The organism is Streptomyces sp. NPDC060198, from assembly GCF_042728415.1.
In the GTDB taxonomy this organism is placed as follows: domain Bacteria; phylum Actinomycetota; class Actinomycetes; order Streptomycetales; family Streptomycetaceae; genus Streptomyces.
Genome location: NZ_JBHWZJ010000151.1, coordinates 1 through 16,372, shown reverse-complemented (window position 1 = coordinate 16,372; position 16,372 = coordinate 1). Strand labels below are relative to the sequence as shown.

13 protein-coding genes are annotated in these 16,372 nt (G+C 71.6%); 11 read left to right on the top strand and 2 right to left on the bottom strand.

What is annotated here, in order from left to right; translation table 11 throughout:
- Nucleotides 1-59: 59 nt before the first annotated feature.
- Both ACFWEP_RS19395 and ACFWEP_RS19390 read right to left on the bottom strand, forming a co-directional pair.
- Entirely contained in the window at nt 60-1,400 is a 1,341-nt protein-coding gene (locus tag ACFWEP_RS19395) for a polysialyltransferase family glycosyltransferase (protein WP_387371520.1), read from the bottom strand.
- Nucleotides 1,397-2,380, bottom strand: coding sequence for a glycosyltransferase family 2 protein (locus ACFWEP_RS19390; protein ID WP_387371519.1), 984 nt, complete (start codon nt 2,378-2,380; stop codon nt 1,397-1,399). The genes ACFWEP_RS19395 and ACFWEP_RS19390 overlap by 4 nt, the downstream gene beginning before the upstream one ends.
- A gap of 208 nt (nt 2,381-2,588) precedes the next feature.
- Here ACFWEP_RS19390 and ACFWEP_RS19385 point away from each other — a divergent pair, with 208 nt between their 5' ends.
- The 11 genes from ACFWEP_RS19385 (at nt 2,589) to ACFWEP_RS19335 (ending at nt 16,336) form a co-directional block, all read left to right on the top strand.
- Nucleotides 2,589-3,971: a DUF6716 putative glycosyltransferase gene (locus ACFWEP_RS19385; RefSeq protein WP_387371518.1), complete on the top strand. Its 1,383-nt coding sequence runs from the start codon at nt 2,589-2,591 to the stop codon at nt 3,969-3,971.
- A 20-nt stretch (nt 3,972-3,991) separates the two neighbouring features.
- Complete coding sequence (locus ACFWEP_RS19380; RefSeq protein WP_387371517.1) at nt 3,992-5,278, top strand: cytidylyltransferase domain-containing protein; 1,287 nt, start codon at nt 3,992-3,994, stop codon at nt 5,276-5,278.
- 14 nt (nt 5,279-5,292) lie between these two features.
- Entirely contained in the window at nt 5,293-6,225 is a 933-nt protein-coding gene (locus tag ACFWEP_RS19375; protein ID WP_387371516.1) for an N-acetylneuraminate synthase family protein, read from the top strand.
- A gap of 11 nt (nt 6,226-6,236) precedes the next feature.
- Nucleotides 6,237-7,286 (top strand): hypothetical protein, encoded by a 1,050-nt coding sequence (locus ACFWEP_RS19370; protein ID WP_387371515.1) that lies wholly within the window; start codon nt 6,237-6,239, stop codon nt 7,284-7,286.
- A 271-nt stretch (nt 7,287-7,557) separates the two neighbouring features.
- Nucleotides 7,558-8,808: an amidohydrolase gene (locus ACFWEP_RS19365; RefSeq protein ID WP_387371522.1), complete on the top strand. Its 1,251-nt coding sequence runs from the start codon at nt 7,558-7,560 to the stop codon at nt 8,806-8,808.
- Between the two features lie 349 nt (nt 8,809-9,157).
- Nucleotides 9,158-10,225 carry a BMP family protein gene (locus ACFWEP_RS19360; RefSeq protein WP_387371514.1) on the top strand — a complete coding sequence of 356 codons (1,068 nt, stop codon included), beginning with the start codon at nt 9,158-9,160 and terminating at the stop codon, nt 10,223-10,225.
- A 331-nt stretch (nt 10,226-10,556) separates the two neighbouring features.
- On the top strand, nt 10,557-12,134 hold the full coding sequence (locus ACFWEP_RS19355; protein ID WP_387371521.1) for an ABC transporter ATP-binding protein: 1,578 nt from the start codon (nt 10,557-10,559) through the stop codon (nt 12,132-12,134).
- The gene (locus ACFWEP_RS19350) at nt 12,131-13,243 is read left to right on the top strand and encodes an ABC transporter permease (protein WP_387371513.1); all 1,113 of its coding nucleotides are present in this window, start codon (nt 12,131-12,133) and stop codon (nt 13,241-13,243) included. The genes ACFWEP_RS19355 and ACFWEP_RS19350 overlap by 4 nt, the downstream gene beginning before the upstream one ends.
- Nucleotides 13,240-14,508, top strand: coding sequence for an ABC transporter permease (locus ACFWEP_RS19345; RefSeq protein WP_387371512.1), 1,269 nt, complete (start codon nt 13,240-13,242; stop codon nt 14,506-14,508). The genes ACFWEP_RS19350 and ACFWEP_RS19345 overlap by 4 nt, the downstream gene beginning before the upstream one ends.
- Nucleotides 14,505-14,903 carry a cytidine deaminase gene (locus ACFWEP_RS19340; RefSeq protein WP_387371511.1) on the top strand — a complete coding sequence of 133 codons (399 nt, stop codon included), beginning with the start codon at nt 14,505-14,507 and terminating at the stop codon, nt 14,901-14,903. The genes ACFWEP_RS19345 and ACFWEP_RS19340 overlap by 4 nt, the downstream gene beginning before the upstream one ends.
- A 155-nt stretch (nt 14,904-15,058) precedes the next feature.
- The gene (locus tag ACFWEP_RS19335) at nt 15,059-16,336 is read left to right on the top strand and encodes a thymidine phosphorylase (protein ID WP_387371510.1); all 1,278 of its coding nucleotides are present in this window, start codon (nt 15,059-15,061) and stop codon (nt 16,334-16,336) included.
- Nucleotides 16,337-16,372 lie beyond the last annotated feature (36 nt).

Below are 16,372 nucleotides of genomic sequence, written 5' to 3'. Positions count from 1 at the left end.
GACCGGCGCGGGGTACGACGCCCCGGCGCCGGTCCGGACACCGCCCTTGTCCCGCCAGGTCAGCGGCGTGCGAGGGCGCGGGCGCGGCGGGCCACCCGCCGCAACGTCGTGCTGCGGCGGACGAAGGCGAGACGGTTGGGCACGACCCCGGGAAGCGCGAGCGAGGCGAGCCGACGGCGCTTGAAGTAGCGCCAGGTCCGCGTGTCCAGTCGGCTGGAGAGATAGCGTTCGGCGGCCGGTCGGAGGTCCGGGCGTACGCGCGGACGCATGGCGAAGCCGACTGCCTCCAGCAGGCCGCCGAGGGCCTCGGCCACCGTCTCCTGCGTCGGCGGCGACTGGTCGCGCACGGCGGCGGCGTCGTCCAGGGCGGGCAGCAGCGCGTCGACGATCGTCACGGGAATCCTGGCGGGATTCTCGTAGGGGGTGAGCCGTTCCAGCAGAGTGCCGGTCCCGGTCCTGGCCACGGGCAGACCGTAATGGACCGACGCGCTGAGCAGTGCGGTCGAGGAGAAGCCGACGACGAGCGCGGGACGCAGCTTCTCGAAGAGGACCTCGGCGGGGACCGGGGCGCCGGGCACCTCGAACGCGGGAACGGTCAGTCCGGCACCGAGACGGGTGGCCTCCGCCTTCAGCTCCTCGGCGGAGAACGCCGGCGCACGGGGGTGCGGCTGAAGCACGAGACGGGTGTGGCCGAGAGCGACCGCGCCGCGCACCATCCGCAGCAGGAGCTCGGCTTCCCCGTCGGCGGGAAGCGTCTCCGGTTCCGGGAGGAGCAGGAGCGCGGCACCCGGGGAGCCGGTGAACCCCGGGTGCGCATCCGCCAGTTCGGTGTAGACCTTCAGCAGGGCGGCGGTGGGCAGTGGGCGGGCGGGCACGCCGTACTCGGCCAGCAGCATCGGCTTCAGGCCGGGAACCAGGTCGGGGTGGATCACCTGTCGCACCCGGGTGCCGATCAGCGGGCTGACCTTCCCGCCGGTCGGGCCGTAGCCGGTCAGGCCGTCCGCGTACACCGTGACCGGGCTGTCCGTGAAGATCTCGGCGATGGCGTGGGCGGGCGAGGCGTGCGGGGACTCCAGCACCAGCTCGACCTCCTCGTCCCCGAGGTCCCAGGCGCGGCGAAGATGCCGTTCCCACAGCGGCACGTCGTCCGCCCGGGGTGTCCACGCGGCGGGGTGCAGGGGGGAGACGGTGTCGTTCCACCACAGGACCTCGTCGAAGCGGGAGCGCAGCCCCGCGAACCCCGGCAGCGTCGAGGAGAGCGGCATGGCCTCCGGGACCGCCGCGGTGTCGCAGAGCAGCAGGATGCGGCGCTCCGCGTCCCGGAAGCAGCCGGAGTCGACCGCGGCGGCGACCACGGCCGTGCCGTGCGCGCCCGAAGAGGCGAAGATCTGGACGGTCATGCGGTGGTCGGCTCCTTGATTCCGGCGGGACGGCGGCGCAGCCTGCGCAGCACGGCCGCACGTTCGGTGTCCATGGTGTCGAGGACGTCGTTCAGAAGGGGCTGGGGCATGTTCTTGAGCGCTGTCGCGCTGAGCGATCTCAGGGTGCGGGCCACGTGCGGTTCGAATCTGCCGATGGCGCCCACGTGGTGGGCGATGACGGCGCAGTACGTGCGTACCGCCTTCGGCAGCAGGGTGTCCGCGTCGCGGTCCGACGCGGTCTCGGACAGCAACTGGTCGTACGCGCGGACGAAGTCCAGCTGGCGTTCGTCACCGATCTGGGTGAGGGAGGAGGCGACCCCGCGGCGGTAGAAGTGGCCCAGCGTTCCGACGACGGCGAAGGAGTCCGCCTGCCGGTGCAGCCGCCAGATCCACGGCCGGTCCTCGGCGGTGCGCAGACCGTCCGTGAAGTGCAGCAACCCCATGTCCAGCAGATCCCGGCGGTAGAGCCCGGCCCAGGCGAACGCGTAGTCCACCGACGTCGTCCGGGTCGCGGGCAGGATCGCCCCCCGGGGGTCGCTCACCTCCCCGCGCGGACCGTGCGGGACACGGCGCACCGTGCGGGCCGTGCCGGTGGCCTGGACGTGGTCCGTGCGCACGAACTGACAGCCGAGTGCCTCGGTCCGCGCGAGGAGGCCGGCGTAATGGCCGGGAGCGACCCAGTCGTCACCGTCCAGGAAAGCGATGTATTCACCGCGCGCCGCGTTCAGACCGGTGTTGCGGGCCGTGGCCAGACCGGCATTGTGTTCGTGCCGGATAACGACCACCCCCTCGATCTCCTGTTCGGCGCGGCGCAGGAGATCCGCGGTTCCGTCCGTCGAACAGTCGTCGACGAGGACGAACTCGAAATCCTCGCGGGCATTGGCCCGCAGACTTCTGAGTGTGTCGGATGCGTAGGCCCGGACATTGAAGAACGGCACGATGACGGAGAGTTTGACCACGCGGATCACGCTAGACGGGCGTCTTTCGCGTGCCCTGTCCGCCGGGCGTACTCCGGGTGAACTCCATGCAGCCGAACAATGAACGCACCCGAATGAAAGAGGGGTTCACGCCCTTGTGGAGCCCTCTCCCCAAGCGTCGACTTGTTGTTAACCATCTGTTGCCCGGGTGTTGGGCCTTCCAATGAAATGGCTTCCTACCTTCTAGGACGTGCCCCCTCGTACCAATGACCCGGCCGGACCCGCCGAAGCCCCCGCGAATTCCGCGGCGCTCCGGGTGGCCGTTCTCGCAGATTCCGACACCCGGTGGAAATGGGGTGCGCTCACCGCGCGCCGCCTCACCGCTTCGGGCGAAACCTCCGTCCCGGAGCGCCCGGTCGAGATCAGCGGACTCCTGCTGCGCGGCCGGGCCACCCCCACCGCACGCCAGCTCGCCGAGGTCGGCGACGTCGGCGTCGACGCCGGACGGGTCCGCGAGGTCACCGCCGTCGAGTTCCTGCACACCGTGCGCGAGGAGGGGTACGACGTCGTCGTGCTCGCCCTCGTCGGCGGCGGCGTCCAGGCCATGCTGCACGGCCTGGCCGCCCTGGACCTGCCCCGCAGGCCCGTGGTCGTCACCGGATACGTCGGGGTCGTGTACGAGAAGCTCGCCGACGGGCTCCTGCTCCGCCACGGCGCCGACGTCGTCCTCGCCAACTCGGCCCACGACGCGGAGCGTTTCCGCGCCGTGTACGAAGGGGTCGGCGCCGACGCGGGCGCCGTCACCGAGGCGGCCCTGCCGTTCCTCGGCGGCGAGCCGCACCGGGCGCGGGAGGGCCGCGACACCGTCGTGTTCGCGGCGCAGCCCTCCGTACCGGCGTCCCGCGCCGACCGTACGTACCTGCTGCGCCGGCTCGTCGAGCACGCCCGCACCCACCCCGACCGCGAGGTCGTGCTCAAGCTCCGCTCCAAGCCGGGCGAGCAGACCACGCACATCGAGGAGCTGCCCTACCAGCGGCTCGCGGAGCGGCTGCCCGGCGGCCTGCCCGCCAACTTCCAGCTGGTGTACGGACACATGGGCGAGGTGCTCGACCGCACCGACCTGCTCGTCACCGTCTCCTCCACCGCCGCGCTGGAGTCGCTGCACCGGTCCATCCCGACCGCGATCCTCAGCGACCTCGGCGTCCGCGAGACGCTCGGCAACCACCACTTCGTCGGCTCCGGTCTCATCACCTCCTGGGACCGGCTGGACGAGGGCCTGCACCCCGTCCCGGACCCCGAATGGCTCGCGGGCCAGGGCGTCGCCGCCGACGGCACGTACGCCACCGCCTACGACGCGGCGCGCGACCGGGTCGGCGCGCTGCTGGCGGCCGGCGAACTGCCGCCGCTCGCCCCCTACTACACCCCCTCCACCGCGCCGGGATACCTCCCCGGCATCCTCGCCCGCCACCACCTCGGCCCCGACGGCCGGCCGCTGCCCGGCGCGGCGGCCCCCGTCCCCACCGGCCGCATCAGGGGCGCGGTGCGCGAGACCGTCCGCAACGCGGCGCGCGGCGCCTACCGCCAGGGCGTCCAGCGCGTCGCCCCCGTGATCCGGCGGATGGGCGAACTGTGACCACCACGTCAGGAGCATCCATGCCGTCACGCACCGTCCTCGCGGTGATCCCCGCCCGGGGCGGATCCAAGGGCGTCCCCGCCAAGAACCTCGCGCAGGTCGGCGGCGTCCCGCTGGTGGCCCGCGCGGTCCGCGCCTGCCTCGGCTCCACCGAGGTCACGGACGTCGTCGTCACCACCGACGACGCCGCCATCGCCGAAGCCGCCCGGCTCGCCGGCGAGAGCGCGGCGGAGGCCGGCCGGGTGCACGTCGTCCAGCGCCCCGCGGACATCTCCGGGGACACCGCGACGAGCGAGGCGGCCGTGCTGCACGCGCTCGACGCCTACGAGGCGCTGCGCGGCGCCGCCGCCGACGTGGTGCTGCTCGTCCAGTGCACCAGCCCGTTCCTCTCCCGCGAGGACGTCGACGGGGTGGCCCGCGCGGTCGCCCGCGAGGGCGCCGACACGGCCGTCACCGTCGCCCCGTTCCACGGCTTCGTCTGGCGCGACGGGGAGGCGGTCGAGGAGAGCAGCTACGGCGTCAACCACGACAAGTCCGTTCGCCCCCGCCGCCAGGACCGTCCGCAGGACCTGCTGGAGACCGGGGCCGCGTACGCCATGGACGTGGCGGGCTTCCGCACCCACCGCCACCGCTTCTTCGGCCACACCGCCCTGGTCCGCACGGACCCGGCGCGGGTGCTGGAGATCGACGACCAGCACGAGCTGGCCCGCGCCCGCGCGCTCGCCCCGCTGCTGGACCCCTCCGCGCTGCCGACCCTCGCGGACGTGGACGCCGTCGTCCTCGACTTCGACGGCACCCAGACCGACGACCGGGTCATGATCGACCAGGACGGCCGCGAAACGGTCTCCGTCCACCGCGGCGACGGCCTCGGCATCGCGGCCCTGCGCCGCGCCGGGCTCGACGTCCTCGTCCTGTCGACCGAGCAGAACCCGGTGGTCGCCGCCCGCGCCCGCAAGCTCCAGGTCCCCGTGCTGCACGGCATCGACCGCAAGGACCTCGCGCTCAAGCAGTGGTGCGACGAGAACGGCGTCAGCCCCGACCGGGTCCTCTACGCCGGCAACGACGTCAACGACCTGGCCTGCTTCGCCCTGGCGGGCTGGCCCGTCGCGGTCGCGAGCGCCCACGAGTCGGTCCGGACCGCGGCGCGTGCCGTCACCCGGACCCCCGGCGGCCAGGGAGCGATCCGCGAGATCGCGGGCTGGCTGCTGGGCCCCGAACTGACCCTCACCCGGGCCGGAACCCGTCCGGCCACCACCCCCACGGGCACCACCCCCACCGTCAACACCCCCACGATCACCACCAAGTAAGGAACACCCTCACCATGAGCGACTCCCGTCTGCGCAGCTTCGGTTCCCGCACCGCCGGCCCCGGCCGGCCCGTGTACATCACCGGCGAGATCGGCATCAACCACAACGGCGAGCTGGACAACGCCCTCGCCCTGATCGACGTCGCCGCCGACGCCGGCTGCGACGCCGTCAAGTTCCAGAAGCGCACCCCGGAGATCTGCACCCCGCGCGACCAGTGGGACATCGAGCGCGACACCCCCTGGGGCCGGATGACGTACATCGACTACCGCCACCGCGTCGAGTTCGGTGAGGACGAGTACCGCACCATCGCCGAGCACTGCGCCAAGCGCGGCATCGACTGGTTCGCCTCCCCGTGGGACACCGAGGCCGTCGCCTTCCTGGAGAAGTTCGACGTCCCGGCGCACAAGGTCGCCTCCGCCTCCCTCACCGACGACGAGCTGCTCCGCGCCCTGCGCGCCACCGGCCGCACCGTCATCCTCTCCACCGGCATGTCGACCCCGAAGCAGATCCGCCACGCGGTCGAGGTCCTCGGCAGCGACAACATCCTCATGTGCCACGCCACGTCGACGTACCCGTCGGTGGCCGAGGAGCTCAACCTCCGCGTCATCAACACCCTGCAGGCGGAGTACCCCAACGTCCCGATCGGCTACAGCGGCCACGAGACCGGCCTCCAGACCACGCTGGCCGCCGTCGCGCTGGGCGCCACGTTCGTCGAGCGCCACATCACCCTGGACCGCGCCATGTGGGGCTCCGACCAGGCCGCCTCCGTCGAGCCGCAGGGCCTCGCCCGCCTCGTCCGCGACATCCGCACCATCGAGGCCTCCCTCGGCGACGGCGTGAAGAAGGTCTACGCCTCGGAGCTCGGCCCGATGAAGAAGCTCCGCCGCGTCGCGGGCGTCGTCGCCGAGACCGAGAGCGCGACGGCCGCCGAGCCGGCCGCGGTCTGAGACGACCTCCGGTGAATCTCGCCTTCGTCGAGAGCCCGGTCCAGCTCCTGAACGTCCTGGAGTGGACCCACGCCAAGGGGGAGGAGGCGCCGGCCGTCACCACGGTCGTCGTCCTCCCCCCGGTCGACCCGATGTCTCGCGGCCAGCTGCGCAGGATGGCCGACCTGGCCCGCGACGAGGGCATCACCGTGCGCTGGCAGGAGGCGCGCGGCGAACAGGGCACCCCGCTCAAGACGCTGCGCGCCCTGGTGGCGCTGGTGCGCAAGGCCGACCAGGTCGTGATCGGTGACCCGTTCTCCCGCTATGTGCAGCTCCTGCTGAGCATCGTGCGGACGGCTCACCTCACGGTGGTCGACGACGGCACCGCCACGATGGAGTTCGTGGCCCAGCTCGCCCGCGGCGAGCGGCTGGTGCGCTGGCACCGCAAGGGGAACAAGGGACCGCGCGAGCTGCTGCTCGCGCCGGTCACCGCCTCCGCGCGACGCCGGTTCACCCCGTCGTCCGGGCACCGCGTCGAGGTGTTCACCGCGATGCCGGTCCAGGCCCCCGAGGGGGTCGAGGTCACCGCCAACACCTTCTCCTGGACCCGCGCCCGTTTCGGCCCGCCCCGTCTCACCAAAGGCGCCGACATCGTCGGAACCTCGCTGGTGGAGACCGGCGTGGTCGACGCGGCGCCCTATCAGGAGGCGGTGGCGGCCCTCGCCCGTACGCACGGTGCCACCCGCTACTTCGCGCACCGCCGCGAGTCGGCCGACAAGCTCCGCGCCCTGGAAGCCGCCACCGGCCTGGAGATCGTCCGCCCCGACCTGCCGCTGGAGCTCATCGCCCGGCGCGGCCCCATCGGCCGTACCGTGCTGAGCTTCCCCTCCACCGTGGTGCACACGCTGCCCCTCGCGCTGGCGGGAACCGGGGTCAGGGTCGCGGTCTGCGACATCGACCCCGAGTGGCTGCGGGACACGGCGTCCTCCCGCGCGCAGGGGTTCCTCGCGGGGGTCACCGAGACCGCCCGGGACGTGCACCGGCTGGCGTTCGCCCCGCTGGCCCCGCCCGCGGCACCCTGACCGGGTCCCGTCGCCGGCCCGCTCCCCACGGCGTACGCGGCACGAGCCGCGTACGCCGTTTCGCGTACGGCCCGCGGGCGTTCCCCCGTACGGCGTGCGGGCCCGAACGCCCCACCCGTACGGCGCAGTCGGGAAAAATGCCGGAGTCTACCCACCGGGCGTACGCCCCACACGTTTCCGCACCGTTTCATATTCATCCGAGGTGCTGAAGTTTTGTTGATCCATGTCCGATCGGAGGGTCCGTAGGCATACCCTTCGATGGGTGAACCAGTTGAAGTCCCGCGCGTCCCTCGTCCACGCCGACGGTGAACCGGCCGGTGGCTCACCGGCCCGGGCGGCCTCCCTGCCCGGCACCCTCTCCGAAGAGCTCCGGGCCGAGCTGATCGCCTTCCGCCGCGATCTCCACATGCACCCGGAGCTCGGCAACCAGGAGTTCCGCACCACCGCCGCCATCAAGGCCCGGCTGGAGCAGGCCGGGCTCGCCCCCCGGGTGCTCTCCACCGGTACGGGCCTGATGTGCGACGTGGGGGAGTGGGACGGTGAGACGCCGATGCTGGCGCTGCGCGCGGACATCGACGCGCTGCCCATTCCGGACGTCAAGACGGGCGTTCCCTACCGCTCCACCGTCCCCGACCGCGCGCACGCCTGCGGTCACGACGTGCACACCACCACGGTCCTCGGCGCCGGTCTGGTCCTCGCCGAACTCGACCGCCGGGGCGCCCTTCCGCACGCGGTCCGGCTGATCTTCCAGCCCGCCGAGGAGGTGCTGCCCGGCGGCGCCCCCGACGCCATCGAGTCCGGCGTCCTGGAGGGCGTCGGCCGGATCATCGGTGTGCACTGCGACCCCAAGGTGGACGTGGGCAAGATCGGGCTGCGGATCGGGGCCATCACCTCTGCCTGCGACCGGCTGGAAGTCGCCCTCGACGGCGCGGGCGGCCACACCGCGCGCCCGCACCTCACCACGGACCTGGTCACCGCCGCCGCCCGCGTCGCCGTGGACGTGCCCGCGCTGCTCGCCCGCCGGGTCGACGCGCGCTCCGGCCTCGCCGTCACCTGGGGCCGGCTGCACACCGGGCACGCCTGCAACGTGATCCCGCAGCACGCGGAGCTCTCCGGCACGGTCCGCTGCCTCGACCTGAAGGCCTGGCGGGAGGCCCCCGACCTGGTGCACGCGGCCGTCGACGAGGTCGCGACCACGCACGGCGCCAAGACGGTCATCAACTACGTCCGGGGGGTGCCGCCCGTCGTCAACGACGCGGCCTCCATCGGGCTGCTCGACGCCGCCATGACCGAGCGCCGCGGCCCGTACGCGATCGAGGACACCGAGCAGAGCCTCGGCGGCGAGGACTTCTCCTGGTACCTGGAGCACGTGCCGGGCGCCATGGCCCGCCTCGGCGTCCGGGCGCACGGCGACACCCGCGGGCTCGACCTGCACCGGGGCGACTTCGACGTGGACGAGGAGGCCATCACCGTCGGGGTCGAACTGTTCACCGCCGCCGCTCTGCTCAACGGCGCGAGGTAAGGGTTGTCCCGCCAGGAGTCGCGGGACAGCCCTGAGGGATGCCGGGCCGTCGTCCGGGGGACGTGAGCTCCGTGTCACGTCCCCTTTTCGGGAGTGTCACTCCCTGATGTCGCGCGATGTCCCCCATGGAGGACATAGGTGCCCCGGCGTGGGCGCCGGGGAGCCCGCGCCGGGAGTCTTTCGGCTGAAATGTAGCGGAGTGTCAGGCGCCTCGATGTGACCAGAACTCTTCACGACGATCCGATAACGACCGGTGAACGTGTCTTTAACTGACATCTACGCGCGTTACGATCGCGGCGAACCCAGCGCCGGAGTGGCGCTTTCGGTCAGGTTTTTAAGGAGCCTCCCAGTGCGCCGGATCACCAGGATCGCCACCGTGGGCATTGCGTCCGCGGCTTTCGCGCTGTCCGTCACGGCTTGTGGCGGTAAGACGTCCTCCGAGGGCAGCAGCAGCGACAGCAGCAGCAGCTCGTCCTCCGGCGGCAAGACCGCCCTCGCCTACGACATCGGTGGCCGCGGCGACCAGTCGTTCAACGACGCCGCCTACGCGGGCCTGGAGAAGGCCACGAAGGAGCTCGGTTACAAGGGCGTCGAGGCCGAGCCCTCCGAGGGCGAGAGCGACGCGGACAAGATCCAGCGCCTGACGGAGCTCGCGCGCGGCGGCAACAACCCGGTCATCGGTGTCGGCTTCGTCTACGCCAACGCCATCGCCGAGGTCGCCGCGAAGTTCCCGAACACCACGTTCGGGATCATCGACGACAGCTCGAAGCCCAGCAAGAACACCGCGAACCTGGTCTTCAGCGAGGAGCAGGGTTCCTACCTCGCCGGCGTCGCCGCCGCCAAGGTCACCAAGACGGACACGGTCGGCTTCATCGGTGGTGTCGAGACCCCGCTGATCAAGAAGTTCGAGGCCGGCTTCGTCCAGGGCGTCAAGGACACCAAGGCGGGCGTCAACGTCAAGGTCCAGTACCTGACCCAGCCGCCGGACTTCACGGGCTTCTCCAAGCCCGACCTCGGCAAGGCCGCCGCGCAGGGTCAGCTCGACGCCGGCGCCGACGTGATCTACTCCGCCGCCGGTCTCGCCGGTTCCGGCGCGATCGAGGTCACCTCGAAGGCCAAGAAGTGGTCCATCGGCGTCGACTCCGACCAGTACAACCAGGCCGGTCTCGCCGACTACAAGGACTACATCCTGACGTCGGTCACCAAGGACGTCGCCGACTCGGTCTTCAACCTGATCAAGTCGGTCAAGGACGGCAAGCCGGAGACCGGTGAGATCCGCGCCGGCCTGGACACCGACGGTGTCGGCCTCGCGGCCTCCAACCCGGCCTTCACCGCGATGACGGACGTCACCGCCGCGATCGACAAGGCCAAGGCCGCCATCATCGCCGGCACGATCACGGTCAAGACCACCCCGTAACGCCCCCACCGCCCGTGAGGGGCGGCGTCGCCCGCTGCCCTCACGGGTGCGGTCGCGGGTACCCGGACGCGGAACCCTATGATTCCGGGACCGGGGAGATCGGCCTGCGCCAACCTCCCCGGCCCCGGATCGCGTTCCGCCGTCCGGGATCTTTCTGTTCGGCAACGCTACGCGTGTAGGGCCCGTATCGAGTTCCGGGCCGGGCTCGCGCCGGAACTCGACACAGACCCCTGAGCACCCTCGGGCGCGGTAGCTTCGCCCCGGCCCCTGCTCGTACGGCCCCATCCCCGGCAGCCGTGCTCCGCTCCTTCCCCGCCAAGGAGAGTGCGTCATCAACGCGTCCAGCCCTCCTGCCGTAGAAATCCGCGGCATCACCAAGCGTTTCCCCGGCGTCGTCGCCAACCACGACATCGACATCACCGTTGCCAAGGGCACCGTGCACGCTCTCATCGGCGAGAACGGCGCCGGCAAGTCGACCCTGATGAAGATCCTCTACGGCATGCAGAAGCCGGACGAGGGCACCATCGCGATCGACGGAGAGACCGTCACCTTCGCCAGCCCGGCCGACGCCATCGCGCGCGGGGTCGGCATGGTCCACCAGCACTTCATGCTCGCCGACAACCTCTCCGTCCTGGAGAACGTCGTCCTCGGGGCCGAGAAGCTGCACGGCATCGGCGGCGCGGCCCGGAAGAAGATCCTGGAGATCTCCGACGCCTACGGTCTCAGCGTCCGCCCCGACGTCCTCGTCGAGGAACTCGGCGTCGCCGACCGCCAGCGTGTGGAGATCCTCAAGGTCCTCTACCGCGGCGCCCGCACCCTCATCCTCGACGAGCCCACCGCGGTGCTCGTCCCGCAGGAGGTCGACGCGCTCTTCGCCAACCTCCGCGAGCTCAAGGCCGAGGGCCTGACCGTCATCTTCATCTCGCACAAGCTCGGTGAAGTGCTCTCCGTGGCCGACGAGATCACCGTCATCCGCCGGGGCACCACCGTCGGCACCGCCGACCCGCGCACCGCGACGACCAAGCAGCTCGCCGAGCTGATGGTCGGCAGCGAGCTGCCCTCGCCGGAGACCCGCGAGTCGACCGTCACCGACGTCGCCATGCTCACCGTGGACGGGCTGCGGCTCACCGCGACCGACTCCGACGGCGTGATCCGCGAGGTGCTCGACGGCATCGGCTTCACCATCCACAAGGGTGAGGTCCTGGGCATCGCCGGTGTCGAGGGCAACGGCCAGAGCGAACTGATCGAGGCCATCACCGGCCTGCGCGACCCGGACGGCGGCACCATCACGCTGGACGGCGCGGACATCTCGCACGCCTCCACCCGCAAGCGCCGCGAGGGCGGTCTCGGTGTCATCCCCGAGGACCGGCACCGCCACGGGCTGCTGCTGGAGTCCCCGCTCTGGGAGAACCGCATCCTCGGCCACGTCACCGAGAAGCCCAACAGCCGGGGCGTGTTCCTCGACCTGAAGGCGGCCCGCGCCGACACCGAGCGGATCGTGCGCGAGTACGACGTCCGCACCCCCGGGATCGACGTCACCGCGGCCTCCCTCTCCGGCGGCAACCAGCAGAAGCTGATCGTCGGCCGCGAGATGAGCCACCGGCCGAAGCTGCTCATCGCCGCCCACCCCACCCGGGGCGTGGACGTCGGCGCTCAGGCGCAGATCTGGGACCAGATCCGCGAAGCCCGCCGCGAGGGCCTCGCCGTGCTGCTCATCTCGGCCGACCTGGACGAGCTGATCGGCCTGTCCGACACACTGCGGGTCATGTACCGGGGCCGGCTGGTCGCGGACGCCGACCCGGCGAGCATCACGCCGGAGGAGCTGGGCACCGCCATGACCGGTGCGGCCTCCGGCCACATCGCGCACGACGACACCACCGCGCCCGACGAGAACGGTGAGAGCCGATGAAGAAGTTCGACAGGGACCGGCTGCTCCTGGGCGTCGCCGGTCCGGCGCTCGCCCTGGTGGTGGCGTTCCTGCTCACCGCGGTGGTGCTGCTGCTCTCCGGCAACAGCCCCTTCGAGCCGTTCCGGCTGATGTTCGACAACGCCCAGTACGTCGACGTGCAGGTGCTGATCGTCAACCAGACGGGCACGTACTACCTCGCCGCGCTCGCCGTCGCGGTCGGGTTCCGGATGAACCTGTTCAACATCGGCGTCGACGGCCAGTACCGGCTCGCCGCGATGATCGCGGCCGTGGTCGGCGCCTCCGTGACGCTGCCGGGTCCGCTGCACGTCCTGCTGATCCTGGTCACCGCCATGGCGGTCGGCGCGTTCTGGTCCGGCATCGCGGGCTTGCTGAAGACCCTCCGGGGCGTCAGCGAGGTCGTCTCCACGATCATGCTCAACGCCATCGCGACGAGCCTGATCGCCTGGCTGATCCTGACCGACAACTTCGGTGTCCAGCCGGCCGGTTCCAACGACCTCAACACCGGCGAGATCGCCTCCTCCGGCTGGTTCCCCGGCCTGGACGCCGGTGACGGCGGCACGATCTACGGCTTCACCTTCGTCGCCTTCGCCCTCGGCGTCGTCTACTGGTTCACCCTGGGCCGCACCCGCTTCGGCTTCGACCTGCGCGCCACCGGCGCCAGCGAGAGCGCCGCCCGGGCCAGTGGCGTCGACGCCAAGCGCATGGTGCTGACGGCGATGCTGATCTCCGGCGCGGTCGCCGGCCTGGTCGGCATGCCGATCCTGCTCGGCCAGAGTCACACCTACAACCTCAGCTTCCCCGCCGGGGTCGGCTTCATGGGCATCACCGTCGCCCTGCTCGGCCGCAACAACCCGGTCGGCATGTTCTTCGCGGCCCTGCTGATGTCCTTCCTGGAGAAGACCTCCGCCTCCCTGGACCAGTACGGGTACCCGCAGGAGATCGCCATGATCATGCAGGGGCTGATCGTGATCTCCGTCGTCGTCTCCTACGAACTTGTCCGCCAGTACGGGCTCCGCCGACAGCAGCAGAGGGTCGGCGAGGAACTCGCCGCCCAGGCCCGCGAGAACCGTGAGGGAGCAGCGGCATGAGCACCGTCCCGACGACGTCCACCGCCACCACCGCGCCCAGGAAGGGCGGCGGCCGGAGCAGGCTGAGCCTGCCGGTCGTCCTTCTGATCGCCGCGGCCGGTCTCGCGCTGTTCTCGCTGACCCGCGTCATCAGCGGGGCGAACGACCTGACCTCCGTCGGCCAGGTCTCCGGCGCGCTCCAGCTCGCCGTCCCGATCGGCCTCGCCGGACTCGGCGGCCTGTGGGCCGAACGTGCCGGCGTGGTCAACATCGGCCTCGAAGGCATGATGATCCTCGGCACCTGGTTCGGTGCCTGGGCGGGTTACCAGTGGGGCCCGTGGACGGGCGTCCTGATGGGCATCGTGGGCGGCGCCCTCGGTGGCCTGCTGCACGCCGTGATGACCGTGACGTTCAAGGTCAACCACATCGTCTCCGGTGTGGCGATCAACATCCTCGCGGTGGGTGTCACCCGCTACCTGTCGAACTACACCTTCGCCGAGGCGGAGGGCGGCTCCTCCAAGCAGTCCCCCCGCATCGGCGAGATCACCGACATCACGATCCCCGGGCTTTCGGACTGGATGGCCGACCTCCAGGCCCACCACTGGTTCTTCGTCTCGGACCTCGCCGGGATCATCGGCGGTGTGGTCACCCACCTTTCGCTGCTGACCGTGGTGGCGATCCTGCTGATCCCCGGCACCTGGTGGGTGCTCTGGCGCACCGCCTTCGGCCTGCGCCTGCGCTCCTGCGGCGAGAACCCGGTGGCCGCCGAGTCGCTCGGCGTCAACGTGTACACCTACAAGTACGTCGCCGTCGCCGTCTCCGGCGGTCTCGCGGGCCTGGGAGGCGCCTTCCTCGCGATCGTCTCCACCGGCATCTACCAGGAGGGCCAGACCGGCGGGCGCGGATACATCGGTCTCGCCGCGATGATCTTCGGCAACTGGATGCCCGGCGGCATGGCGCTCGGCGCCGGCCTCTTCGGCTTCACCGACAGCCTGAAGCTGCGCGGCGGCGCCGAGAACGTCCACGCGGTGCTGCTCTTCCTGGCGATCCTGCTGGTCGCCGCGGTGATCTGGCAGCTGGTGCGGCGGCGTTGGGTCGGCGCGGCCGTCTCGGCGGTCTTCTCGGCGCTGCTCTTCCTCTGGTACGCGCTCACGGACGAGGTGCCCAGCCAGTTCGTGGACGCCGCCCCGTACGTGGCGACGCTGCTGGTCCTCGCGCTCTCCGCGCAGCGGCTGCGGATGCCCAAGGCGGACGGTATGCCGTACTTCAAGGGCCAGGGCAAGTGACGGCCCCGGCCGCGGCCGACTGGGAAGGGCTGCGGAAGGTGGCCCGGGACGCGATGTCCCGGGCGTACGCCCCGTACTCCGGCTACCCGGTCGGTGCCGCCGCCCTGGTCGACGACGGGCGTACCGTCGCCGGCTGCAACGTGGAGAACGCCTCGTACGGCATCGGTCTCTGCGCCGAGTGCGGGCTGGTCTCCGAGCTCGTGGCCACCGGCGGCGGCCGGCTCACCCACTTCACCTGCGTGGACGGGGCGGGCGAGATCCTGGTGCCGTGCGGCCGCTGCCGCCAGCTGCTGTACGAGTTCGGGGGGCCGGACCTCGTCCTGGAGACCCCGGACGGGCTGCGCACCCTCGACGAGATGCTGCCCCAGGCCTTCGGTCCGCAGAACCTGGCCTGAGATCCCCTCGGGTACCTCGACTCCGGTGGCCCTCCCGCGCGTCGGGAGGGCCACCTCCTCGTTCCACCTCTATGCGCGTAGAGTCGGGCCGGTCCGCCCTCTTGCCCGGCGCGACCCGCGCCCCCATGATCGAGCTCCCTGCCGGAAGGAATCCCATGGACGCCATCTCCGTCATCCGCACCAAGCGGGACCGCGGCGAACTGACCCCCGAACAGATCGACTGGGTCATCGACGCGTACACGCGCGGTGAGGTCGCGGACGAGCAGATGTCCGCCCTGGCCATGGCGATCCTGCTGAACGGCATGAACCGTACGGAGATCGCCCGCTGGACCGCCGCGATGATCGCCTCCGGCGAGCGGATGGACTTCGCGGCGCTCTCCCGCCCCACCACCGACAAGCACTCCACCGGCGGCGTCGGTGACAAGATCACCCTGCCGCTCGCCCCGCTGGTCGCCGCCTGCGGCGCGGCCGTCCCGCAGCTCAGCGGCAGGGGTCTCGGCCACACCGGCGGCACCCTCGACAAGCTGGAGTCCATCCCCGGCTGGCGGGCCCACATCTCCAACGAGGAGATGCTCAGCGTCCTCGACACCACCGGCGCCGTCATCTGTGCGGCGGGCGACGGCCTCGCCCCCGCCGACAAGAAGCTCTACGCGCTCCGCGACGTCACCGGCACCGTCGAGTCGATCCCGCTCATCGCCAGCTCGATCATGTCGAAGAAGATCGCCGAGGGCACCGGGGCGCTCGTCCTCGACGTGAAGGTCGGCAGCGGCGCCTTCATGAAGACCATCGAGGACGCCCGCGAACTGGCCTCCACCATGGTCGCCCTCGGCACCGACAGCGGGGTGCGCACGGTCGCCCTGCTCACCGACATGTCCACCCCCCTCGGCCTCACGGCGGGCAACGCCCTGGAGGTCCGCGAGTCCGTCGAGGTGCTGGCCGGCGGCGGCCCGAGGGACGTCGTCGCCCTCACCCTGGCGCTCGCCCGCGAGATGCTGGACGCGGCGGGCCTCAAGGACGCCGACCCCGAGAAGGCGCTCGCCGACGGCTCCGCGATGGACGTCTGGCGCCGCATGATCTCCGCCCAGGGCGGCGACCCGGACGCGGCCCTCCCGGTCGCCCGCGAGCGCCACGTCGTCACCGCCCCGGCCTCCGGTGTGCTGACCCGGCTCGACGCGTACGACGTCGGCGTCGCCGCCTGGCGCCTCGGCGCGGGCCGGGCCCGCAAGGAGGACGTGGTGCAGGCGGGAGCCGGCGTCGAGCTGCACGCCAAGCCCGGCGACACCGTCACCGAGGGCCAGCCGCTGCTGACCCTGCACACGGACACCCCGGAGAAGTTCTCCTACGCCCTCGACGCCCTGCCCGGCGCCTGGGACATCGCCCCGGCGGGTACGGACTTCACCGCCTCCCCGGTGGTGCGCGAGCGCATCGCGTAACCCGGGCCCGCCCGGCCGGTACGGAGTGCTCCGTAC